The sequence below is a fragment of the Paenibacillus sp. genome (genome assembly GCF_035645195.1).
In the GTDB taxonomy this organism is placed as follows: Bacteria; Bacillota; Bacilli; order Paenibacillales; family YIM-B00363; genus Paenibacillus_AE.
Window position 1 is genome coordinate 45,152 of sequence record NZ_DASQNA010000039.1, and the last position, 22,779, is coordinate 67,930.

Annotated in this window: 22 protein-coding genes and 1 riboswitch; of the genes, 20 read left to right on the forward strand and 2 right to left on the reverse strand. The window is 60.0% G+C overall.

From position 1 onward, the window contains the following. Positions 1 to 24 precede the first annotated feature (24 nt). The 7 genes from VE009_RS20775 (at position 25) to VE009_RS20805 (ending at position 4,580) form a co-directional block, all read left to right on the forward strand. On the forward strand, positions 25 to 606 hold the full coding sequence (locus tag VE009_RS20775; protein ID WP_325010981.1) for a low molecular weight protein arginine phosphatase: 582 nt from the start codon (positions 25 to 27) through the stop codon (positions 604 to 606). Between the two features lie 51 nt (positions 607 to 657). After that, positions 658 to 738: riboswitch (ZMP/ZTP riboswitch) on the forward strand. A gap of 81 nt (positions 739 to 819) precedes the next feature. Then, the gene (gene rpiB / locus VE009_RS20780; RefSeq protein WP_325010983.1) at positions 820 to 1,278 is read left to right on the forward strand and encodes a ribose 5-phosphate isomerase B; all 459 of its coding nucleotides are present in this window, start codon (positions 820 to 822) and stop codon (positions 1,276 to 1,278) included. 20 nt (positions 1,279 to 1,298) lie between these two features. Continuing rightward, a complete protein-coding gene (locus tag VE009_RS20785; protein WP_325010984.1) occupies positions 1,299 to 1,886 on the forward strand; it encodes a TIGR01440 family protein in 588 nt (195 codons plus the stop codon). Positions 1,887 to 1,911: 25 nt separating this feature from the next. Then, on the forward strand, positions 1,912 to 3,159 hold the full coding sequence (gene glyA, locus VE009_RS20790) for a serine hydroxymethyltransferase (protein WP_325010986.1): 1,248 nt from the start codon (positions 1,912 to 1,914) through the stop codon (positions 3,157 to 3,159). Between the two features lie 86 nt (positions 3,160 to 3,245). Next, a complete protein-coding gene (locus VE009_RS20795) occupies positions 3,246 to 4,082 on the forward strand; it encodes an endonuclease/exonuclease/phosphatase family protein (protein WP_325010988.1) in 837 nt (278 codons plus the stop codon). A gap of 71 nt (positions 4,083 to 4,153) precedes the next feature. Then, positions 4,154 to 4,354 (forward strand): hypothetical protein, encoded by a 201-nt coding sequence (locus VE009_RS20800; protein ID WP_325010991.1) that lies wholly within the window; start codon positions 4,154 to 4,156, stop codon positions 4,352 to 4,354. Continuing rightward, positions 4,344 to 4,580 (forward strand): hypothetical protein, encoded by a 237-nt coding sequence (locus VE009_RS20805; protein WP_325010993.1) that lies wholly within the window; start codon positions 4,344 to 4,346, stop codon positions 4,578 to 4,580. The genes VE009_RS20800 and VE009_RS20805 overlap by 11 nt, the downstream gene beginning before the upstream one ends. 52 nt (positions 4,581 to 4,632) lie before the next feature. On the opposite strand, the gene VE009_RS20810 is transcribed toward VE009_RS20805, so the two are convergent. Both VE009_RS20810 and spoIIP read right to left on the reverse strand, forming a co-directional pair. Further along, a complete protein-coding gene (locus VE009_RS20810; protein WP_325010995.1) occupies positions 4,633 to 4,977 on the reverse strand; it encodes a hypothetical protein in 345 nt (114 codons plus the stop codon). 77 nt (positions 4,978 to 5,054) lie between these two features. Further along, positions 5,055 to 6,305: a stage II sporulation protein P gene (gene spoIIP / locus VE009_RS20815; protein WP_325010997.1), complete on the reverse strand. Its 1,251-nt coding sequence runs from the start codon at positions 6,303 to 6,305 to the stop codon at positions 5,055 to 5,057. 171 nt (positions 6,306 to 6,476) lie between these two features. On the opposite strand from spoIIP, the gene upp reads away from it, so the two are divergent. The 13 genes from upp to VE009_RS20880 all read left to right on the forward strand — a co-directional run bounded on the left by upp (position 6,477) and on the right by VE009_RS20880 (position 22,754). Beyond that, positions 6,477 to 7,106 (forward strand): uracil phosphoribosyltransferase, encoded by a 630-nt coding sequence (gene upp / locus VE009_RS20820; protein ID WP_325010999.1) that lies wholly within the window; start codon positions 6,477 to 6,479, stop codon positions 7,104 to 7,106. 21 nt (positions 7,107 to 7,127) lie between these two features. Continuing rightward, complete coding sequence (gene wecB / locus VE009_RS20825) at positions 7,128 to 8,270, forward strand: non-hydrolyzing UDP-N-acetylglucosamine 2-epimerase (RefSeq protein ID WP_325011001.1); 1,143 nt, start codon at positions 7,128 to 7,130, stop codon at positions 8,268 to 8,270. 166 nt (positions 8,271 to 8,436) lie between these two features. Continuing rightward, on the forward strand, positions 8,437 to 8,658 hold the full coding sequence (locus tag VE009_RS20830) for a hypothetical protein (RefSeq protein ID WP_325011003.1): 222 nt from the start codon (positions 8,437 to 8,439) through the stop codon (positions 8,656 to 8,658). Next, entirely contained in the window at positions 8,651 to 9,031 is a 381-nt protein-coding gene (locus VE009_RS20835) for an ATP synthase subunit I (protein WP_325011005.1), read from the forward strand. The genes VE009_RS20830 and VE009_RS20835 overlap by 8 nt, the downstream gene beginning before the upstream one ends. Before the next feature lie 7 nt (positions 9,032 to 9,038). Beyond that, positions 9,039 to 9,830: a F0F1 ATP synthase subunit A gene (atpB, locus tag VE009_RS20840; RefSeq protein ID WP_325011007.1), complete on the forward strand. Its 792-nt coding sequence runs from the start codon at positions 9,039 to 9,041 to the stop codon at positions 9,828 to 9,830. Between the two features lie 58 nt (positions 9,831 to 9,888). Next, positions 9,889 to 10,104 carry a F0F1 ATP synthase subunit C gene (gene atpE, locus VE009_RS20845; protein WP_325011008.1) on the forward strand — a complete coding sequence of 72 codons (216 nt, stop codon included), beginning with the start codon at positions 9,889 to 9,891 and terminating at the stop codon, positions 10,102 to 10,104. 104 nt (positions 10,105 to 10,208) lie between these two features. Continuing rightward, a complete protein-coding gene (gene atpF, locus VE009_RS20850; protein WP_325011010.1) occupies positions 10,209 to 10,700 on the forward strand; it encodes a F0F1 ATP synthase subunit B in 492 nt (163 codons plus the stop codon). After that, the gene (locus VE009_RS20855; RefSeq protein WP_325011011.1) at positions 10,697 to 11,242 is read left to right on the forward strand and encodes a F0F1 ATP synthase subunit delta; all 546 of its coding nucleotides are present in this window, start codon (positions 10,697 to 10,699) and stop codon (positions 11,240 to 11,242) included. Before atpF ends, VE009_RS20855 begins: the two co-directional genes overlap by 4 nt. 13 nt (positions 11,243 to 11,255) lie before the next feature. Then, positions 11,256 to 12,770, forward strand: coding sequence for a F0F1 ATP synthase subunit alpha (gene atpA / locus VE009_RS20860; protein WP_325011013.1), 1,515 nt, complete (start codon positions 11,256 to 11,258; stop codon positions 12,768 to 12,770). 23 nt (positions 12,771 to 12,793) lie between these two features. Next, positions 12,794 to 13,657 carry an ATP synthase F1 subunit gamma gene (gene atpG, locus VE009_RS20865; protein ID WP_325011015.1) on the forward strand — a complete coding sequence of 288 codons (864 nt, stop codon included), beginning with the start codon at positions 12,794 to 12,796 and terminating at the stop codon, positions 13,655 to 13,657. Between the two features lie 58 nt (positions 13,658 to 13,715). Further along, positions 13,716 to 15,110: a F0F1 ATP synthase subunit beta gene (atpD, locus tag VE009_RS20870; protein WP_325011017.1), complete on the forward strand. Its 1,395-nt coding sequence runs from the start codon at positions 13,716 to 13,718 to the stop codon at positions 15,108 to 15,110. A gap of 17 nt (positions 15,111 to 15,127) precedes the next feature. Continuing rightward, positions 15,128 to 15,538, forward strand: coding sequence for a F0F1 ATP synthase subunit epsilon (locus tag VE009_RS20875; protein ID WP_325011019.1), 411 nt, complete (start codon positions 15,128 to 15,130; stop codon positions 15,536 to 15,538). A gap of 262 nt (positions 15,539 to 15,800) precedes the next feature. Next, positions 15,801 to 22,754 (forward strand): chitobiase/beta-hexosaminidase C-terminal domain-containing protein, encoded by a 6,954-nt coding sequence (locus VE009_RS20880; protein ID WP_325011020.1) that lies wholly within the window; start codon positions 15,801 to 15,803, stop codon positions 22,752 to 22,754. Positions 22,755 to 22,779 lie beyond the last annotated feature (25 nt).

Genomic DNA, 22,779 nt, shown 5'->3' on the forward strand with positions numbered 1-22,779 from the left:
AAGACCGAGGGGGGACGGTAGCGCGTGAAACGAATCCTGTTGGTATGTACCGGAAATACGTGCAGAAGTCCGATGGCCGAGGCATTGTTCCGCCGCATGGCGGAGGAGCGGGGCGTCCCCGCGGAAGTGAAGTCGGCCGGGGTCGCGGCGCTCGCGGGACAACCTATGTCGCGGCACGCGGCGGACGTGCTCCGCGCGAAAGGGATCGACCCGAGCGGATTCCGTTCGAGCGAAGTGACCGAAGCGGACGTGGCGTGGGCCGATATGATCCTGACGATGACGTCGCATCACAAGCGGCATTTGTTGGAGCGGTTTCCGCAAGCTGTCGAGAAAACATACGCCCTGAAAGAATTCGCAAGCGCCGAAAGCGAAACGGCCGAGCTCATGAAGGAGCGGGAGGCGCTCATCGCAGAGCTGCAGCTGAAAATCGCGCTCGGGCAGCCGATCGCGGACGAAGAACGCGACCGCCTGTACGAATTGGAACGGCAGCTGCCGTCGCCGGACATCCCGGACCCGATCGGAGGCAGCCGCAAGGTGTACGAGTCGACGGCGGAGGAGATCGAAAAGGCGATTGAAGCGGCGCTCGAACGGCTGAAGGAGCGGTAAATCGTCTTTACAGCGCGTCGCGGATACGATATGATGGAACCAATGAAGTACGGTGCCCGATGTAACTGGCGACATTCGTGGACGACCACAATGGAGCATCGGGTTATACGGCCGGTCGCCTGGGCAGAGCATGGACGGAGTACACCCGTCGTATGCTCTTTTTTGCTGTTTTGGGGTACAATAGGCTCTAGATGATAAGGGAGGCGGATTTGGGTGAAAATCGCAATCGGGGCGGATCACGCGGGCTATCGGTTAAAGGCGGAACTGCTGGACGGCATTCGGGCGCTTGGCCACGAGGTGGAGGATTTCGGCGCGCACGGGCCGGAGTCGGTCGATTATCCGGACTTTGCGTCGGCGGTATGCAACCAGGTGGTCGCCGGCAAGGCGGACCGGGGCATTCTGATTTGCGGCACGGGCATCGGCATGTCGATCGCGGCGAACAAAATTCCGGGCATCCGCTGCGCGCTCGTGCACGATACGTTCTCGGCGAAGGCGACGCGGGAGCATAACGACACGAACGTGCTGGCGCTCGGCGAGCGCGTCGTCGGACCGGGGCTCGCGCAGGAGATCGTGACGACGTGGCTGTCGACCGAATTTTCGCAAGGCGAACGCCACAAAAATCGCATCGCGAAAGTGTGCTCGTTGGAAGCGCAAGCGAATTTGCACCCGTAAATCCGAACGGAGGGATGCGCATGGCGGCGGAATTCGAACGTTGGGCGGAGGAAGCGTACCGGACGGCGCTCGAGATCGCGCAGGCGGGCGGACTGACGGCGGGTCGGCTGTTCGTCGTCGGGGCGAGCACGAGCGAAGTGCTCGGCAGCCGCATCGGCACGGCGGGCGCGACGGACGTCGCCGCGGCGCTGTTCGGCGGACTGCAGCGGTTTCGGGACGAAACCGGCATATATGTCGCATACCAATGCTGCGAGCATCTGAACCGGGCGCTCGTGGTCGAGCGGGAGGCGATGGAGCGGTACCGGCTCGAGCCGGTGACCGTCGTGCCGGTGCCGAAGGCGGGCGGCGCGATGGCTTCTTACGCGTACCGCAAGCTGCCGGACGCCGTCATGGTCGAGGAAATCGCGGCGCATGCCGGGCTCGATATCGGCGAGACGATGATCGGCATGCATTTGCGCAAGGTCGCGGTGCCGTACCGCCCGGCGCTCCGCTTCATCGGCGAAGCGAGGGTGAACGCGGCGTACACGCGCCCGAAGCTGATCGGCGGCGCCCGGGCCGTTTATATCATAGAGGAAGACGAAGCGAACGCAACAAAAGCTTGCGAATAACCAGGGATAAGGGAGAGGGACCGAAATGGAACATTTGAGAGCGCAAGATCCGGAAATGCTGAAAGCGATGGGCCTCGAGCTCGGCCGCCAGCGGGACAACATCGAATTGATCGCATCGGAAAACATCGTCAGCGAAGCGGTGCTCGAAGCGATGGGCTCCGTACTGACGAACAAGTACGCGGAAGGCTATCCGGGCCGCCGTTATTATGGCGGTTGCGAATACGTCGACATCGCCGAAGACATCGCGCGCGACCGCGTGAAGGCGCTGTTCGGCGCGGAGCACGCGAACGTGCAGCCGCACTCCGGCGCGCAAGCGAACATGGCGGTATATCTCGCGGCGCTGAAGCCGGGCGACACCGTCCTCGGCATGAATCTCGCGCACGGCGGACACCTCACGCACGGCAGCCCGGTCAACGCGTCCGGCATCCTGTATAACTTCGTGCCGTACGGCGTCGAAGACGATACGCATACGATCGATTACGACAAGGTCCGCAAGCTGGCCTTCAAACATATGCCGCGAATGATCGTCGCGGGCGCGAGCGCGTACCCGCGCATCATCGATTTCGAAGCGCTCGCTTCGATCGCGAACGACGTCGGCGCCCTCTTCATGGTCGACATGGCGCATATCGCGGGCCTCGTCGCCGGCGGCGTTCACCCGAGCCCGGTGCCGCATGCGCACTTCGTCACGAGTACGACGCATAAGACGCTCCGCGGTCCGCGCGGCGGCCTCATCCTGTGCCGCAAGCCGTGGGCGGCCGCGATCGACAAAGCGGTGTTCCCGGGCTCGCAGGGCGGTCCGCTCATGCACATCATCGCGGCGAAAGGCGTCGCATTCGGCGAAGCGCTGAAGCCGGAGTTCAAGACGTACGCGCAGAACGTCGTCACGAACGCGAAGGCGATGGCGGAGCAGTTCCTCGCGGAAGGCATTCCGCTGGTCTCCGGCGGCACGGACAACCACCTGATGCTCGTCGACCTGCAGTCGCTCAACATTACAGGGAAAGTCGCGGAGAAGCTGCTCGACGAAGTCGGCATCACGGTGAACAAGAACGCGATCCCGAACGACCCGGCGGGCCCGATGATCACGTCCGGCATCCGGATCGGCACGCCGGCGGTCACGACGCGCGGCATGGGCGTCGAAGCGATGCGCCAGATTGCCACGATCATCGCGACGGTGCTGAAGGCGCCGAACGACGCGTCGGTGCTGGACAAGGCGCGCGGCATGGTGCGCGACCTGACGGCGCAATACCCGCTGTATCCGAACATGAAGTACTAAGGAACCGATAAACGGCATATCGAAAGAAGGTCCTTTCCGCCAAACGGAGGAGGACCTTCTTTTCGCATACGGAGGGGGGAGGCCACATGATGACGACGATGCCGGCGGCCGGCGCGGGAACGACGCGCGCCGCCGTCGTCATGACGTTCAACCTGCGCCGGGCGTCGCTGTTCGACGGGTATAACGCTTGGCGGTACCGGAAGGGGCGCGCCGCGGAGGCGATCGCGGCCGCGGAAGCCGATTTCGTCGGAACGCAGGAAGGCTTCCGCAGCATGATGGCGGAGCTGAACGCGCTGCTTCCCGGCTACGCCTGGCTCGGCGAAGGGCGGATGGGCGGCGCCGCCGGCGAAACGAACGCGATTCTTTACCGGCAGGACCGGTGGACGCCGGAGGAATCGGGGACGTTCTGGCTGTCGGAAACGCCGGGGCGGCCGGGGAGCCGCAGCTGGGGCGCGGCCTATCCTCGCATTTGCACGTGGGCGTTGTTTCGCGAGAACGCCGACCCGACCGTGCGGCTCGCCGTCTTCAACACGCATCTGGACCACCTTAGCCGCGCGGCGAGGCAGCACGGCGCTTCGCTCGCGGGGAGGCGGCTGCTGGAGCTGCGGGGACGGACGGGCGCGCCTGCCGTGCTCACCGGCGACTTCAACGCGAAGCCGAGCAGCGGCGCCATCGCCCAGCTCGCGAAGCCGCCGTTCGAGTTCGTGCACGCCTTCGAATCGTATCCCGGGGGGACGCGCGCCGCCGGAGCGACGTACCACGGCTTCCGGGGCGGCGGGCGCAAGGGCGAGCCGATCGATTACATTTTCGCGTCGAAGCCGTGCCGGCTCTTGCGAACGACCGTGGATCGGGAGAAATATCGCGGCAAATATCCGTCAGACCATTACCCGGTATTCGCCCGTCTCGAGTGGGAGACAAGTTAGACGAGTTCCCCACGCCCTTCTCTCAACTCTCGCATACGGTATAGAAGAGTTAGAGAAAGGAGGGACGGATCTTGAAAAGAAAAGGTCAGCGGGCCATCTGCGTCGGGTTGATGATTTTGGCGGTCGCCGCGGCGTTTCTGACCGAAGTGGTTCCCGTGCTGACGCCGGTCGGCGGAGTGATCGTTTCGTTCATAAGTCTTGCGTTTTCGACCGCCCTTTGGCCGCCGAGCGAAGACGTCCCGATGCCGAGGGGGCAAGAGCATGATCGCTAGGCTTCTTGCCAAGCTGCTTGCGCGGATTCCCGTTCACAAGCTCTCCTCGCGGATGGTGTACTCTTTGTTATTTAACGTGCTGCTGTTTATGTTTATGACGTTCTTATACGCCACAGGGACGACGATCGGCGAATTTCCGAACGCGTGGGATTACCGCTTTATGGTGTCCGTTAACCTAGCGGTATTCGTCCTCGGCATTTGGGACGCGATGGACCGCCGCGGATGAAACGGCAGAGCCCGCCTGGGATTCCAGGCGGGCTGTTCGGCGCGCGCTAAGGTTACTGAACCCGCTGCGGGACGACGCGGTACGAAGCGCGGTCCGTCGTGAGCCGCAGCTCCCCCTCCGCGAGCTCGCTGCGGAAATCGGGGCGGAGCGGGATTTCGTAGGAGTGTCTGGGCAGCTCGAGGGCCCCTTCGTCGGTCGCGATGCGCCCTTCGCCGAGCAGGACGAGGCGGTCGTCCTCGACGTAATCGTCCCGATCCGGGTCGCCCGGGAGGAAGGACACTTTCTCAAGCTTCATCAACACTTGGTCGACGTCGCCTCGCTCTTCCTTGCGAATGACCAGCGGGGTGTCGACCTGCTGTAACAGCCAGTCGGCGATGTCCTCTATGCGGGTATCCATGGGGTACGCCTCCGTTCGAAACGAGGAATGTCCAATCGTTCCTTACCATGTCCACGAACGGCGGTCCTCATGCACGGTTACGCGGGCGGAGGCGTCGGCTCCGCGTCGGTCTCGACGGCGTCGGCCCGCTCCCAGTACAGCTCCGCGATAACCTCGGCCAGCACGTCGACGGTGCGGAAAGCTTCCTCCAGCGTGTTGTCGACTCCGCCGACCTCGATCAAGATGCTGCCCGGCGACAAGCTTTGGTTGAATTCGCCGTTGGAGCCCTCTTTCTTGCCGACGACGCCGCGGGAGAGCCCTTTGATCTTTTCTTCGACTCGATAGTGAAGCTCCTCGGCGAGCTTTTGATTTTCCTTGTAATTCGGATTTTTTTGCCCGACGACGAAGAACAGCTTCGCGTACGTCCGGCCTTCGTGCACGAGCGCCGTCTTCTCCTTGCGCGCCGAATCCCGGTGCAGGTCGAAGAAAAACTGGAGCTCTTCATGCTGCTGCATGACGGCCTTCACCGTTTTCCGCGACTCGTTGTACGCGCCGCGCCACGGGTAGTATTCGTCCGAATGAAGCGCGCCCACGCCGAGCTCGGTCAAGCTGGCGGCGAGACGCTCGCCGACCGCCGTGATCATTTTCGACCGGTCCTCTTGTTCGTAGGCTTCATCGATTTGATCGGCGCCTTCCAGCTCCGGCAGGAACGATTCCGTCGGATGGGAATGGTAGACGAACACGACGTTCGGAACGGGCTCCCGCGGAGCGGGCTCCGCCTCTTCGCCCGGCGGCTCCGCCGGGTCGCCCGCGGAGGACGGCGGTTCGTCGGCGTTCTCCGGCGGAACGTCCTCCGAGGCGGCCGGATCTTCTCCGGTCGTCCCCTCCGGCTGGGGCGTCGATTCCGACGGCTCCTGCAGGTGAGGCGCGGGGGGAACCTCGACGGGGTAGTCCGTCGGGCCGGTGCCGATGCCGTGAATCAGGATGACGCTGCGGTCGCCTTGGGCGCCGGGCAGCATTTGCGCCGCGAACGTGCGCGGATCGAGCGGATCGACGCCGGTCGTGAGCCGCGTCAGGAACGACGTCACGCTCCGCGTCGAGAAGGACGAACCCTCCGAGTCCCGCTGCAGCTGAGCGATTTCGAAGCCGAGCATATCCGCGTAAAACCGTCCCGGCAGCGAGGCGGCGGCGCCGTCCAGGCTTCGTACGGGCATCGGCTCCAGTTTCCATAGGATCGACACGGCCGTAATCGCGACGAATGCGCCGACGACGCACCAAGCGACGACGGTGCAGAACGCGCGGGCGAGCGCGCCGAGCGTCTCCGCAAGCGTGGTGGCTGCTTCCTTCATGCGCATCTCCTTCTGCTCCTCTATTTCTTTCTCATATCCTATGAGCCGTTGATAGAATGTAGAACAAGCGGATGGGAGGAGCATAGTGCGCCGTCGCGATGACAATGATATAATGGGTAGGGTTTTAGGCAGAAACAGGAACCGCGCAAAAGTCAAGGGGGACGGCATGTCATGAGCAAAGTGTATATATGCGATCATCCGCTCATTCAGCACAAGCTGACATACATACGCGACGAACGGACGAACACGAAAGATTTCCGGGAACTGGTGGACGAAGTAGCGACGTTGATGGCGTACGAAATCACCAGGGACGTACCGCTCGAGTCGACGACGGTGAAGACGCCGGTCGCCGTGGCGGAGGCGAAAATCATTTCGGGCCGGATGCTGGGACTGATTCCGATCTTGCGGGCCGGCCTCGGCATGGTCGACGGCATTCTGAAGCTGCTGCCGGCGGCGAAGGTCGGCCATATCGGTTTGTACCGCGACCCGGACACGCTGCAGCCGGTGGAGTATTACGCGAAGCTGCCGACGGACGTGACCGAGCGCGAGCTGATCGTCATCGATCCGATGCTGGCGACGGGAGGCTCCGCGATCGCGGCGATTCAGATGCTGAAAAATCGCGGCTGCAAGCAAATCAAGCTGATGTGCCTCATCGCCGCGCCGGAAGGCGTGAAGGCGATGCAGGAAGCGCACCCGGACGTAGACATTTACACGGCGGCGATCGACGATTATTTGAACGATCACGGCTACATTATTCCGGGGCTCGGCGACGCGGGCGACCGGCTGTTCGGCACGAAGTAATTTAGGAAACGAGGGAATCGCATGAAACGTTTGAAGGTCATGACCGTGTTCGGGGTTCGTCCGGAAGCGGTCAAGATGGCGCCGCTCATCAAGGAGCTGGAGAAGCATCCCGACAGCATCGAATCGATCGTGTGCGTGACGGCGCAGCATCGCGAGCTGCTGGACAGCGTGCTCGACACGTTCGGCATCAAGCCTGACTACGACTTGAACGTCATGAAAGAACGGCAGACGCTGAACGAAGTGACGATCCGCGTGCTGCAAGGGCTGGAGCCGGTTCTGCAGGAAGCGAAGCCGGACATCGTCCTCGTCCACGGGGATACGCTGACGACGTTCCTGGCGAGCTATGCGGCGTTCCTTCAACAGATCAAAGTCGGCCACGTGGAAGCGGGGCTGCGCACGTGGAACAAGCTGTCGCCGTATCCGGAGGAGATGAACCGGCAGCTGACGGGCGTGCTGGCGGATTTGCATTTCGCGCCGACGGATTGGTCCGCGGGCAACCTGCGCAAAGAAAACAAACCGGAATCGGCGATTTACGTGACCGGCAATACGGTGACGGACGTCGGCCAATTCATCGTGCGCGAAGGGTACGAGCATCCGATTCTCGATTGGGCGCAGGGCAAGCGCCTCGTGCTGATGACGGCGCATCGCCGCGAATCCCAGGGCGAACCGCATCGCAACGTGTTCCGGGCGGTGCGCAGAATCGCCGACGAATTCGAGGATATCGCGATCGTCTATCCGGTGCACCCGAGCCCGGCGGTGAAGGAGCCGGCTCACGCGATGCTCGACGATCATCCGCGCATTCGTCTCGTCGAACCGCTCGATCTGGTGGAAATGTACAATCTTTATCCTCATACGCATCTGATCCTAACGGATTCCGGCGGTCTGCAGGAAGAGGCGCCGTCCTTCGGCGTGCCGGTCCTCGTGCTTCGCGACACGACCGAGCGACCGGAAGGCATCGAAGCGGGCACGCTCGAGCTCGTCGGCACCGACGAAGAAGCCGTATACGGCCGGGCGAAAGCGCTGCTATCGGACGCAGCTTTGTACGATCGCATGAGCCGGGCGGCTAATCCGTACGGGGACGGCCGGGCGTCGGAGCGCATCGTCGCCGCGATCAAACACCATTTCGGCCTCGCCGCGGAACGGCCCGAGCCGTTCGTCCCATAAGCCGAACGTTACAGCATACAGTTGCGCTGTATGGTTCTCAGCCCCCAAAAACCTTGATAAATCAAGGCTTTGCGGGGGCTCGTTCACGGAATGTTTGAATTTATATGAATTGACAAACGCTCCGAAGGATGGATAAAATAAATGAGGATTGACAGGGGTAACGGCTATGAAAAAGAAAGGCAACGGGGATAATCCCTGGCGCGCGGCCGCGCTGGTCGGCGTCATGGGAGCGGATGTCGCCGTCTGCGTCACCCTGGGCTTTCTCCTTGGGCGGTGGTTGGGCGATTCACGAGGCTGGGTTGCCTTTGGCACGCTGGCGGGTCTCGTTGTCGGTATCTTCACATGCGTCGTCCTGGTGAAACGCTTACTGGAGGATTCCGATGGCTGAATTGCTGACGAGGGCCGTACGAACCGCGCTTTTTTTTATGTCCGCGTTATTGGCCGCTTGGGCGCTCGTCCCGGAAGGGAAGACGATCGCGGCCGGTCTTATGCTGGGCACCGCTGCCAGCGTCGTGAATGCGCTCTTATTGCGCAGGCGCGTCGAGGCGGCCGGCAAGCTCGCGGCGGAGGGGGGAGCGCGCAAAGTCGGGCTCGGCATGGGCGCCAGAATGGCGACGGTGCTGCTCGCGGCGATGATCGCCTACCGGTATCCCGAACAATTTTCCGTACCCGCTGCGCTGGCTAGTTGCTTTTTTGTTCAGTTTGTAGTTTTTTTTACAGCAGTTGTACAGAATAAACACCGTTCCGATGGAAAGGGGTGAGCACAGTATGCACTTATTTCCGGTTGTAGAAATCGCAGGCTTGCATTTTGACCTGTCGACTATTCTGGCCATCCTGGTTTCGTCGCTGATCGTATTCCTGTTGGCTAGAGCGGCTGTCAGCAACCTGTCGGTTACGCATCCGACGAAAATCCAAAACTTCATGGAATGGGTTATCGAATTCGTACATAACACCATTGCCAGCACGATGCCGCTTGAGAAGGCGAAACGTTACATCTCGCTCGGGATGACGCTGATCATGTTCATTTTCATTTCGAACTTGCTCGGTCTTCCGTTCGGGATCGTGACGGAGGTGCCGGAAGATCATCACGGCCCGGTTACCGTCTTCGGCTTGGAGATTCTCTCCGAGCACGACCTGGAAGAGATGCACCACAACGGAGAACACGCGGCTTTCGCGTGGTGGAAGTCGCCGACGGCGGATTTGTCCGTTACGGCGGGGCTTGCGCTCGTTGTTATCAGCATGGTTCACTTCTTGGGAATCCGCGATAACACGAAGCATTACTTCAAGCACTACTTCGAGCCTTACGCGGTATTCCTTCCGTTGAACATCCTGAAAGAGCTCTCAAAACCGCTTACGCTGGCGTTGCGTCTCTACGCGAACATTTTCGCGGGCGAGGTGTTGATCGCTACGATTTTGATGATGGGTTGGTTCGGTCTCCCATTCATGGCGGCTTGGCAAGGCTTCAGTATTTTCATCGGCGCGATCCAAGCGTTCCTGTTCACGATCCTCACGATGGTGTACATTTCGCAGGCGACCGTGCATGACGAAGGCGCTCACTAACGCGTCGGCAGCAACAAACAAACTATAAAAATATTTAACTCTTAAGGAGGATTTTCAAATGGAATTCTTGGCAGCAGCATTGGCAGTCGGTTTGGGCGCGCTCGGCGCCGGTATCGGTAACGGTTTGATCGTCAGCAAGACGGTAGAAGGCATCGCTCGTCAGCCGGAACTTCGCGGCACGCTCCAAACGACCATGTTCATCGGCGTCGGTATCGTCGAGGTCGTTCCGATCATCGGCGTCGTCGTCGGCTTCCTGATGTTCTTCGGAGCGTAAGAAACGCTCATAAATGCGTAGAGGCGCGGAAGGCTTCAGCCCTCCACGCCTTCCGTTTGGATTCAGCCTTATAACGGCTGGCATGAACGATTCAGCAGAAAGGAGTGTCAGCTTTGGAATTTGTATGGACTTCAACCGTCATTACGATCGTGGCGTTCGTGCTGCTGTACTTGCTGTTGAACAAGTACGCGTTCGGTCCGTTATTTAATATTATGGAACAGCGCAAGCGTCTTGTCCTCGGCGAGCTGGAGCAAGCGGAAGCGAACCGCAAGGAGAGCGCAGCGCTTCTCGAGGAGCAGCGCAAAGCGATCGAGCAAGCCCGCAAGGAAGCTCAAGACATCGTCGAGCAAACGCGCAAAGTCAGCGCGAAAACGGCGGAAGACATCGTCGAGGCGGCGAAGAGCGAGGCAGCGCGTTTGAAAGAATCCGCGGTGCAGGACATCGTCAACGAGCGCAACCAAGCGATCGCCGAACTGCGCAAGCAAGTGGGCGAAATGTCCGTCAAGATCGCTACGAAGATTATCGAGAAGGAAGTCGACTCGAAATCGCAAGATGAGTTGATCGATAAGTATCTGAAAGAGGTCGGAAGCCGATGAGCGGCATGGGAGTAGCGGCTAAGCGCTACGCGAAAGCCCTGTTCGCCGTCGCTCAGGAGAAAGGTCTCGTCGAAGAGACGAAGGCGCAATTGGACGCCGTCGTCGACGCACTGACGAGCAGCTCTGACATTCAGGCGTTCCTCGAGCATCCGAATATCGCAGCTTCGAAGAAGAAGGAAGCGATTCGGACGGCGATCTCCGGGAAAGTGAACGAGTACGTGCTCCAAACGGTCCAGCTTCTCGTCGACCGCGGCCGCGCCGCGGCGATCGGTCCGGTACGCGACGCGTACGCCGCGATTGCTGACGAAGCGCTCGGACGAGCCGTGGCTTCCGTCGCGTCGGCGTTCGAACTGACGGCCGAGCAGCAGCAGGACATCGCGAGCAAGTTCAGCGCCATTACAGGCAAGCAAGTAACGGTCGAATCCGTCGTAGACCCGTCGCTTCTCGGCGGCATCCGCGTGCGGATCGGCGATACATTGTACGACGGCAGCTTGGCGACCAAGCTGGCGGAGCTTGAAAGATCGTTTAATCACGCAAGATAGGGGTGAAGGTTCGTTGAGTATCAGACCCGAAGAAATCAGCACGCTCATTAAGCAGCAGATTGAACAATATCAGTCCGAAGCTCAAGTGACGGAAGTCGGCACGGTCATCCAAATCGGGGACGGCGTTGCGCGCGCGCACGGACTTTCGAACGTTATGGCCGGCGAGCTGCTCGAATTCGAGAACGGCACCGTAGGCTACGCATTGAACCTGGAAGAAGATAACGTCGGTATCGTTATCTTGGGTCAATACCACGACATCAAAGAAGGTCAGCAAGTGAAGCGGACCGGCCGCATCATGCAGGTTCCGGTCGGCGAAGCGCTGCTCGGCCGCGTCGTTAACCCGCTCGGCCAGCCGCTCGACGGCAAAGGCCCGATCAACACGACGGAAATGCGGAACGTCGAATCCCCGGCTCCGGGCGTTATCGACCGGAAATCGGTTCACGAGCCGATGCAAACCGGCATCAAAGCGATCGACGCGATGATCCCGATCGGCCGCGGCCAGCGGGAATTGATCATCGGCGACCGCCAAACGGGGAAAACGTCGATCGCGATCGACACGATCCTCAACCAAAAGAACACCGACGTGCTTTGTATCTACGTCGCTATCGGCCAGAAGCAATCGACGGTTGCTCAAGTCGTCGAGACGCTTCGCAAGCATGGCGCGATGGATTACACGATCGTCGTCAACGCAGGCGCTTCCGAGCCGGCACCGATGCTGTGGCTTGCACCGTACGCGGGCGTTGCGATGGGCGAGTACTTCATGTACAAAGGCAAGCACGTATTGATCATCTATGACGACTTGACGAAGCAAGCGGCGGCATACCGCGAGCTGTCCCTGTTGCTCCGCCGCCCGCCGGGCCGCGAAGCGTATCCGGGCGACGTCTTCTACTTGCACTCCCGTTTGCTGGAGCGCGCGGCGAAGCTGAGCGATGCGCTCGGCGCAGGTTCGATTACGGCGCTGCCGTTCATCGAAACGCAAGCTTCCGACGTATCGGCGTACATCCCGACGAACGTCATCTCGATCACGGACGGCCAGATCTTCTTGGAAGCCGACCTGTTCTACTCCGGCCAGCGTCCGGCGGTCAATACGGGTATCTCCGTATCCCGCGTCGGCGGTTCGGCGCAGATCAAGGCGATGAAGAAGGTTGCGGGCACGCTCCGTCTCGACCTGGCGCAATACCGCGAGCTCGCGGCGTTCGCGCAGTTCGGTTCGGATCTCGACAAATCGACGCAAGCTCGCCTCACGCGGGGCGCGCGCACGATGGAAATCTTGAAGCAAGGCGTTCACGAGCCGATGCCGGTCGAGAAGCAAGTCGTCAGCATCTACATTGCGACGAAGGGCTTCCTGGACGACATTCCGGTTGGGGACGTACTGCGCTTCGAGAAGGAATTCCATGGCTACGTCGATGCGAACTATCCGCAAATCTTCGGCGCGATCCGAGACACGAAGGACCTGAGCAAGGACACCGAAGCACTCATTACCGAAGCGGTGGAAAAGTTCAAAAAGGGCTTCTCCGTTTCGGCGTGAGCGCGGAAGGGGCGTGACTAAGCATGGCTAAAGGGATGCGCGATATTAAGCGCCAAATCAAAAGCATTCAAAATACGAAGCAGATCACGAAGGCGATGGAAATGATCGCGGCCGCTCGCCTCAAGCGGGCCCAAGACGCCGCGCAGTCGGCTCGCCCGTATGCGGAAAAGCTTCGCGAAGTGATCGGTGCGATCGCAGCCGCCGGCGGCGCGTCGCACCCGATGCTGGAGAAGCGTCCGATTAAGCGGACGGGTTACATCGTCATCACGTCCGACCGGGGTCTCGCTGGCGGCTATAACGCCAACCTGCTCCGGAAGGTGCTGCTTACGATTCGCGAGAAGCATAAGTCCAACACGGACGAGTTCATGATGTTCGTGATCGGCCGCAAAGGCCGCGACTTCCTGCGCCGTCGGGAAATCCCGATCGCGTTCGAGAAAACGGGCCTGACGGACTTCCCTCGCTTCTCGGATATTAAAGAAGTGGCGGCAAGCGCCGTCAAAGCGTACGAAGAAGGCACCGTCGACGAGCTCGTGCTCGTGTACAACGAGTTCATCTCGGCGATCGCGCAGCGCCCTGTCGACAAAGTGCTCCTTCCGCTCGGCGAGACCGAGCAGAAGAGCGGCGCAACGGCGGCCTACGAATTCGAGCCTTCCCCGGAAGTCGTGCTGCAGCACATTCTCCCGCGTTACGCGGAGACGCTTGTGTACAGCGCGGTGCTCGAGGGCAAAGCGAGCGAATTCGGCGCTCGGATGACGGCGATGAGCAGCGCGACGAAAAACGCGACGAAGTTCATCAACACGCTCACGCTCCAATACAACCGTGCGCGTCAGGCGTCGATCACGCAAGAAATTACGGAAATCGTAGCGGGCGCGAACGCGCAAGGCTAACGATTGCGTTATGGTTCGGAGCCGGCAACAGGCTCATAAGATGCAAGGAGGGACAACGATGGTTAAAGGACGCATTCTTCAGGTCTTGGGTCCGGTTGTCGACGTCGAATTCGAACGCGGCCAACTTCCCGAGATCTCCAATGCGGTAAAATTGTTTCGCTCGGGCGAAACGGAAGCGTCGGTAACGGCGGAAGTCGCTGTTCACCTCGGCGATAACGTCGCACGGACGATCGCGATGTCCTCGACGGACGGACTCGTCCGCGGCGGCGAAGCGGTCGATACGGGCGCTCCGATCTCCGTACCGGTCGGCGCGGCGACGCTCGGCCGCGTATTCAACGTACTCGGCGAGCCGATCGACAACGCGGGCGAAGTTTCCCGCGACAAGGTGCTCCCGATTCACCGCGAAGCCCCGCATTTCTCGGAATTGTCCACGCAAGCGGAAATTCTCGAAACGGGCATCAAGGTTATCGACTTGCTCGCACCGTACGCGAAGGGCGGTAAAATCGGCCTCTTCGGCGGCGCCGGCGTAGGCAAGACGGTCTTGATCCAGGAGCTTATCAATAACATCGCGCAAGAGCACGGCGGTATCTCCGTATTCGCCGGCGTTGGCGAGCGTACCCGCGAAGGGAACGACTTGTACCACGAGATGAGCGATTCCGGCGTTATCGGCAAAACGGCGATGGTGTTCGGACAAATGAACGAGCCGCCGGGCGCGCGTCTCCGCGTTGCTTTGACGGGCCTCACGATGGCCGAATTCTTCCGCGACGAAGAAGGCCGCGACGTTCTGCTGTTCGTCGACAACATCTTCCGGTTCACGCAGGCCGGTTCCGAAGTATCCGCGTTGCTCGGCCGCATGCCGTCCGCGGTAGGTTACCAGCCGACGCTCGCGACGGAAATGGGTCAGCTCCAGGAGCGGATCACGTCCACGAAGAAGGGTTCCGTTACGTCCATCCAGGCGATCTACGTTCCTGCGGACGACTACACCGACCCGGCTCCGGCGACGACGTTCGCCCACCTCGACGCGACGACGAACCTCGAGCGGAAAATTTCCGAGCTCGGGATCTACCCGGCGGTCGATCCGCTGGCGTCCAGCTCCCGGATTTTGACGCCGGAAGTCGTCGGTCAAGAGCATTACGAAGTCGCTCAAGGCGTCAAGCGTTTGCTTGCTCGCTACAAAGAGCTTCAAGATATTATCGCGATCCTCGGTATGGACGAACTGTCCGACGAAGATAAAGTTACGGTTGCCCGCGCTCGCCGCGTACAACGTTTCTTGTCGCAAAACTTCCACGTCGCCGAGCAGTTTACCGGCATGCCGGGTAAATACGTTCCGGTCAAAGAGACGGTTCGCAGCTTCAAGGCGATCCTCGACGGTGGATATGACGATCTCCCAGAAGCCGCTTTCCTCTACGTCGGCACGATTGAAGAAGCGGTAGAGAAAGCGAAAACATTGTGATCGGGGGTCAGTAGACCATGAGCACAATGTTGTTGGAAATCGTGACGCCGGAACGGAAGATCTACGGGCAGGAAGTTTCTATGGTGCTTGCCAAAGGCCTCGAAGGCGAGCTCGGCATTTTGCCGAACCATATTCCGCTCGTTACGCCGCTTCGCATCGCCGCGGTCACCGCGAAGGTGGAAGGGCAGAAGGACCATGTGATCGCCGTTCACGGCGGTTTCATGGAAGTGCGCAAGGACAAGGTCGTCATCTTGGCCGAAAGCGCCGAGCTTCCTGAGGAGATCGACGCGGATCGCGCCGCTCGCGCACGCGAGCGCGCAGAAGCGCGAATTCGGGAAGCGCAGAAGGAGAAAGTCGATTTCCACCGCGCGGAGCGGGCGTTGGCGCGCGCAATGCTGCGGATCAACGTGAAAAATCGAGACATGTAATACGGATAGCAGAGCCGAAGGCGAACAGCCTTCGGCTCTTTTTTTGTTTTCGGCGGAGCATTAGGGGTCTATTCAAATTTTGACGCGCGTAAAATCAATCCGTGGTTCGGATTTCGAATCGGTTGAAGTGAAGTATAATGATGGAATTGCATGAAAGACGACTGACGCTTGTTCAGTAATTGTTTATTAGGCCGCTTTATAATGAAGCTTTGGAACGGTACGGACGAATATGTTTCTCTACATACTAAAGCGAGGTTAGAGGATGAAATTCAAACGAAGATTTATTAGCATGTTCACCGCGGCAGTCATCGGCTTTACATCGCTGATTCCTGCCCCGAGCGCCTCGGCCGATACGCATAGCCTGACCTGGCCGGCTATCTTTACTCCTTATACAACCAGCGACGGAAAATCGATTTTCGATAAAGCGGGCGAGGCCGGGATCAGTCCGATCGATGTGGATATTACGAGCGGTACGGACAAAGGCATCGGCAATTTGCCTTCGGTGTACCACGCGTCCGACGCGGACAATTTCTACGTTCGATTGCGGCTGAAAGGGAATCCGTACGACCGGAAGGGCGGTTTTTTGTCGTCGGTATGGATGGTCCATTTGGCGGGTAGCAACGGCAATCATCTTGCGACCGTCGGCCTGAACGGGAAATCGCCGAGCATCGATTATGTGTACATCGCGAATGCAGATGGCTCGAACGTTCGTCGCATTTATGAGACCGCCAACGGGAATACGGTTCCGGGCACTAGAATCGTGGCTGCGGAGAACGGGCAATACTTCTTGGATTTTCAAGTTCCGATCGCCGAGATCGCCGCGGCGACGAGCAACGCGCTGCAAGCAGGCAGTTCGGTAAAGCTCTATTTCGCCAGCTCCAAGGCGGCGAATCTCTCTGTCATAAATAAGGATGGAATGGACGAAGGGAACACAGCCTCGTTCGCTTCGTATGCGCCGGTTACGTTGGGGACGACGGCGCCTTCCGTGACGATCGACGGAGGATATAGCAAGGAATACAACACGACGACCGGTTACGTCATGACCGGCGTGACCTCGCATTCGGGCGTGACGGTTCGGATTGAAGGAACGGCTTGCACGACGCCGACCTATACGGGTTCGCCGACTGTGGCGGGCGATAAAACGTGGAGTCTTACTTTGCCGGCATGTATTACGGATTCGAACGGCACCTACACGGCCGTCGCGGAAGTCAGTTCTTCGGGCAAGACGGCAACTTATACGCAGGAAATCACAATCAAAGTCAACACGACCAACTCGATTACGATCGACGGCGGAGCGGCCGTGACGACGAGCAGCACGTCGAGGGCGTTCAGCGGAACAGCGGTCGGGAACGGGAAAGTACATTTATATATTGATGGTAATCGGGTCACTGGAACCAGCGGCGAAAATGTAGGGAACAACGGGAGATGGTCATCGAGTTCTTTTAGCCTGCCCTCTCCTTCGAATGGCAAAATGTACGTCATTACCGCGAAGTTTTCGGATACGCCGAACTCGCCGCCGCTCGCGATGGCGACCCAGCGGCTTACGTACACTTCGGCCGTCGTCGTGACGCCGACAGTAGCGATCAACACGCTGCCTACGGACGGATCGCCTCGTCCGACGATCTCCGGCACGAGTACGAACGCCGATCGCGTGGAGCTGGAGATCGACGGCGTGACTGTAGACATTATTACCGAAAATCCGGGTACATGGAGTTATACGCCCGAGAAGCCGCTGTCGGCAGGGAACCGAATCATTACCGCGAAAGCGAAGACGAACACCGGCAATACGGCCACGGACAGCAAAACATACAATGTTACGTTGCCTTCCATTACGATCGATAACGGGGATCCGTTCACGACGAACGACAATCTCCCGACGATCACCGGCCGCACGAACGCGGCGAACGGGAGCACGGTAACGGTTCAGATCAAACAAGGGGAGACCGTGGTGAAAACCGGGACGGCGACGCTTTCGAACGGAGTATGGCGGTTCGAAACAGCCGAGCCCCCATTGGCCGACGGGATGTATACGGTCACGGCCAGCGTAAGCGGCGTATCCGCTTCGCAGACGATGATCGTCGATACGACAACGACGGTGAGCATCGATGCGCCGGCACATCAATCGATGACCGACAATCGCACGCCGACGATCTCCGGCGGGTCTGACCCTGGAGCGACGATCGATTTGCAGATCGATCCGGGTACCGGAAGCGCAATGGTTGTCAGTCTTAAGGCGAACGGCTCCGGTATCTGGAGTTATACGCCGACGTCCGATTTAGCATATGGGCTGCGTACTTTAAGGGCGATAGCAACAGATGCGCATGGCAACGACTCTGCCCCTGCGGAGAGCGAGTTTACGATCACCCAGGGTCAAGTGGCGGCGCCGACGGCGAATCCGGCGAGCGGATCGACGGTGGCGAACGGGAGCGCGGTAACGCTGAGCACGACGACGGGCGAGGCGACGATCCATTACACGACGGACGGGAGCGACCCGGATACGGGCGATACGAGCGGAACGAGCGTGACGATCACCGGGAATCCCGGGGATACCGTGACGGTGAAGGCGATCGCGGTGAAGTCGGGCATGGTGAACAGCGTAATCTCGACGTTTACGTACACGCTGCAGGGTCAAGTCGCCGCGCCGACGGCGAATCCGGCTAGCGGATCGACGGTGGCGAACGGGAGCGCGGTAACGCTGAACACGACGACGGGCGACGCGACGATCCACTACACGATGGACGGCAGCGATCCGGATACGGGCGATGCGAGCGGAACGAGCGTGACGATCACCGGGAATCCAGGGGATACGGTGACGGTGAAGGCAATCGCGGTAAAGTCGGGCATGGTGAACAGCGTAATCTCGACGTTCACGTACACGCTGCAAGGTCAAGTCGCCGCGCCGACGGCGAATCCGGCGAGCGGATCGACGGTGGCAAATAACAGCGAGGTAACGCTGAACACGACGACGGGCGACGCGACGATCCACTACACGACGGATGGGAGCGACCCGGACACGGGCGATACGAGCGGAACGAGCGTGACGATCACCGGGAATCCAGGGGATACCGTGACGGTGAAGGCGATCGCAGTGAAAGCCGGGATGGTAAACAGTGTAATCTCGACGTTCACGTACACGCTGCAGGGTCAAGTGGCTGCGCCGACGGCGAATCCGACCCCGGGGCTCGTGCCGAGCGGTACGCAAGTCGAGTTGGGATCGACGACGACGGGAGCTACGATCTACTACACGGTCGACGAATCGACGCCGAGCAGGACTAGCGCGGTATATAGCGCACCGATTGCGCTGACCGCCGATACGACGATTAAGGCTTTCGCCGTAATGGAAAATCTGAGGGACAGCGACATCGTCACTTTCGCCTATACGGTAACGCAACAAACCTATGGCGGCGTGACCGGCGAACTGAGAAGCTTCACGGGCGGACTCGTGGCAGATGTAGAAGTCGTCGCACGGGATGTGTACGGCGCGAAGATCGGCTCGTCGATCACCGACGCGGACGGCGTGTACGCCATATCCTCGCTTCCTTCCGGGCCGATTACGGTCGCCGTGGAGAATACGTTGGGAACGCTCGTGTCGGCGCCGGTAACGATCGTCGCGAACCAAGTCGCGACGCAGCACCTGACCTTGCCGGAGCGCGCGAAGCTGCTGCTGACCGCCGACCCGTCGAGCATTGTCGGGGACGGCAAATCCAAGAGCAAACTGACCGCTTCGCTCCGGTACTTGGACGACACGCCGGTCTCCGGCGCGACCGTCCGCTATACGACGACGGGCGGCACGTTGAGCAAGAACGAAGCCGTCACCGACGCGAACGGGCTGTCGGAGGCGGAGTTGATCGCTCCGAGGCTGCAGGGAGTCCAACCGAAGAATGAAGAGCTGTGGGTTATCGTTCGAGACTTAGATCGCGGCGTGTTCGCCGAGCGAAAGGTGACCGCGACGCTGCTGCCCGCCATGATCGAAGGGATCGTCATCAGCGGCGGCAAGCCGCTGGCGAACGTCGAAGTGTCGATCGATATGATCATCGACGGCAACCGGTACACGATAACCGCCATTACCGGACCGGACGGGAAATACCGCTTGCTCGTGCCGAAGGTCGATTTTACGTATATCGTAAAGTTCAAAGCGCCGATTACGGTCGGGACGCGCACGGTAATGATGGAATTCGAACAAACGGCCGTCGTCGGCGGAGACACGGCCCCGGGCGAAACGGTACCGGCGACGAACCAAATCAGCGGTTATTTGTTTATCGCCGGCAGCTCTCTCAGCGACGGCCCGTTGTCGCTCTCGGACGTATTGAAGCATGACAACCCGGTGAGCGGCCGCATTTTCGACGAGAACGGCAATGAACTCGCAGGAAAAACGGTAACCATACATCCGGATGGGAAATACGAGGTCGCACAGCTTCCGCCGGGAACGTACACGCTTCTTTTCCAGATGAACGCGCCGAACGGCGAACGTTTGGCCGGCATACGGAAGAAGGTTACGATCGGGCAGAACGGCGAATTCGTCATCGAGCCGGATTTGATCGACCCTTACGGCATCGTCCGCGACGCGGTAACGAAAGCGCCGATCGAAGGCGCGCTAATGAAGCTGTACTGGGCGGATACGGCGCTGAACCGCTCGAAAAATCGTTCGGTGAATACGGAAGTGCCGCTGCCGGTGTTGGAGTTGTTCGCGCCGAACCAGAACCGGAACCCGCAGTCGACGACGGCGGCGGGGGAATACGCGTGGATGGTTTACGCGGACGGCGATTATTATCTGATCGGCACGAAGAACGGATACGTCGCATTCGACAGCAGAACCGACGCGCGCGAGGTCGACCTCGGCGACAGTTGGATCAAGGACGGCATCATTCACGTCGGCGAAACGATCGTCGAATACGATCTTGAGATGACGCCGCTGCCATCCGTCCCGGCCGCTCCGACGCTGCAAGCGAAGGAAATCAAGGAAAGCGGAGCGGTATTGCAATGGACGGCGGTCAACGGACCGGGACAAATCACGTACAGCATCTATCGCGACGGCGTGCTGATCGCGCAGGGACTGACGGCGCTCACGTACGAGGATACAGGCCTCTCGGCCGGAAAAACGTACAAATACGAAGTCGTCGCCGTCAATATCGCGGGATCTTCGCCGAAATCGAATACGGTGTCGGTCGAATTGCAATCGCTGGAGCAAATTAATGAAGATATTAAAGATGCGCTCAAAAAGCTGAAGGTACAATACGCGCCGGGCGACATCTGGGAAAGCATCACGCTGCCGCTCTTCTTGGTGAAAGACGGCTCCAACAACACGGTGGTCGGGTGGAAGTCGAGCAACGAGAACGTCATTAAGATTTCCGCCGACGCCGCGCACGACGACGATGGTAACGGCAAGATGGAATTTGTCGCGCAAGTCAATCGCCAAACGACGGATACGAGCGTCATTCTGACGGCGACCGTACGCAAAGCGAACGGAACGCCGCTCAGCAGAACGTTCCTGCTGATCGTGAAGAGCACGGTCGTCGAGGAGCAGAAGCAAACGGTAGGGCGCGAAAACAGCAAAGTCGTATCGAACGGCGAGGACATCCCGGTGACGATCAACCGGACGACGCTGTCCAACGGTCTGAAAATCGATAAGCTGGTTTTGTCGCAAGACGCGATGAACGCGTTGGCCGGCGCGAACGCGAGCAACCAAGACATTCGCCTGCAGTTCAGCGATATGTCGGACGTGAATCCGCTCGCGCGGGCCGACGAGCTCGCCGTGGAAATTCCGATTGCCGCAGTCGAAAGACTCGGAGCCGGGAATACGCTGCACATCGAAACGCCGGAAGGCTCGATCAAGCTCCCGGCGAGCACGTTGTCTGCCGTCAAGGAGTTGGGGACCGACTTGTTCTTCCGGGTCGTGCCGATTCGGGATCCGGCGCAGAAGAACGAGATCGCGAATCAAACGGAGCAGGACGCGCTCGTCAAGGCGGCCGCGGGAACGAACGAGATCGAAGTGCTCGATATCCCGCGGAAGATCGAGACGAACTACACCGGGCTGAATACGGACATCGTGCTGCCGTTCGCGAACTTGACGCTGCCGACTGATCCGGACGAACTGCGGAGGTACGTCAATTCGATTCGCGTTTACATTCAGCACTCGGACGGCACGAAGAGAGTCGTAGGCGGCAGCGGCCCGGACGATATTCCGGGGACGATCGTGTACGAGAACGGCCGGCCGATCGGCATCGCGTTCACGATTCCGAAGTTCAGTACGTTCACGATGTTCCGCGTCGCAACGGCCGCGCCGACGGCTCCCGTAATCGTACCGCCGGCGCCGATCCAGGTCGTCACGACCGAAATCGCACAGCCGGCAAAGGGCGTCATCGAGGTCACGCTGAACAACGCGCCGTCGTACTTCGACGAGAACGCCCTGACGGTCATCGTCGGCGGAAAGCCGGCGAAGGTCGTCAAAGTGGAGCTCAAGGGGAACCGCCTCGCGATTACGGTTGATCAGCCGATCGCGGCAGGGCTCCAAATCATCGTGAACTACGACGCCGCGGCGGCGAAACTGAAAAATCAATGGAACGCCCTTACGTCTTTCGAGCTGAAGCTCGACAACGGGGGCACGCATGAAAAATATATCAACGGGTATCCGGACGGCCGGTTCCGGCCGGAAAATTCGATTACCCGGGCCGAAGTGGCGGCCATCCTGGCAAGATTGCTGAACCGAGGCAACGAGAAGCGCGCCGCGGTGACGTATCCCGACGTAACGGACGCGCATTGGGCGGCTTCCTACATCGAAGTCATGAAGCTGAGCGGCGTGATGGGCGGGTACGACGACGGCGAGTTCAAGCCGGATCAACCGATTACCCGCGGAGAGTTCGCGGCGGTGCTGCTGCGCTTCATCGGGCGCGAAAACACGCCGACGAATGCGAGCTATTCGTTCCCGGATATTTCGGACCATTGGGCTCGCGATTTGATCGAATCGTTGAACGCGCTCGGCATCATGGTCGGAGAGAACGGCATGTTCCATCCGAACCGCGACCTGTCCCGCGCGGAGGCGGTAACCGCGATTAATCGCGCGATCGGACGGGGCGAACTGACGGGCGACTTCTCGCCGTCGTGGCCTGACGCCGGAAAGCGTCATTGGGCTTACGGGCACATCGAAGAGGCCTCCCGTTCGCACGAATATACGCGGATCAGCGACGAAGCGGAGCTTCTGATTCGATTCTTGGATTAAGAGCTCGCGATAAAAAAAGGGATGG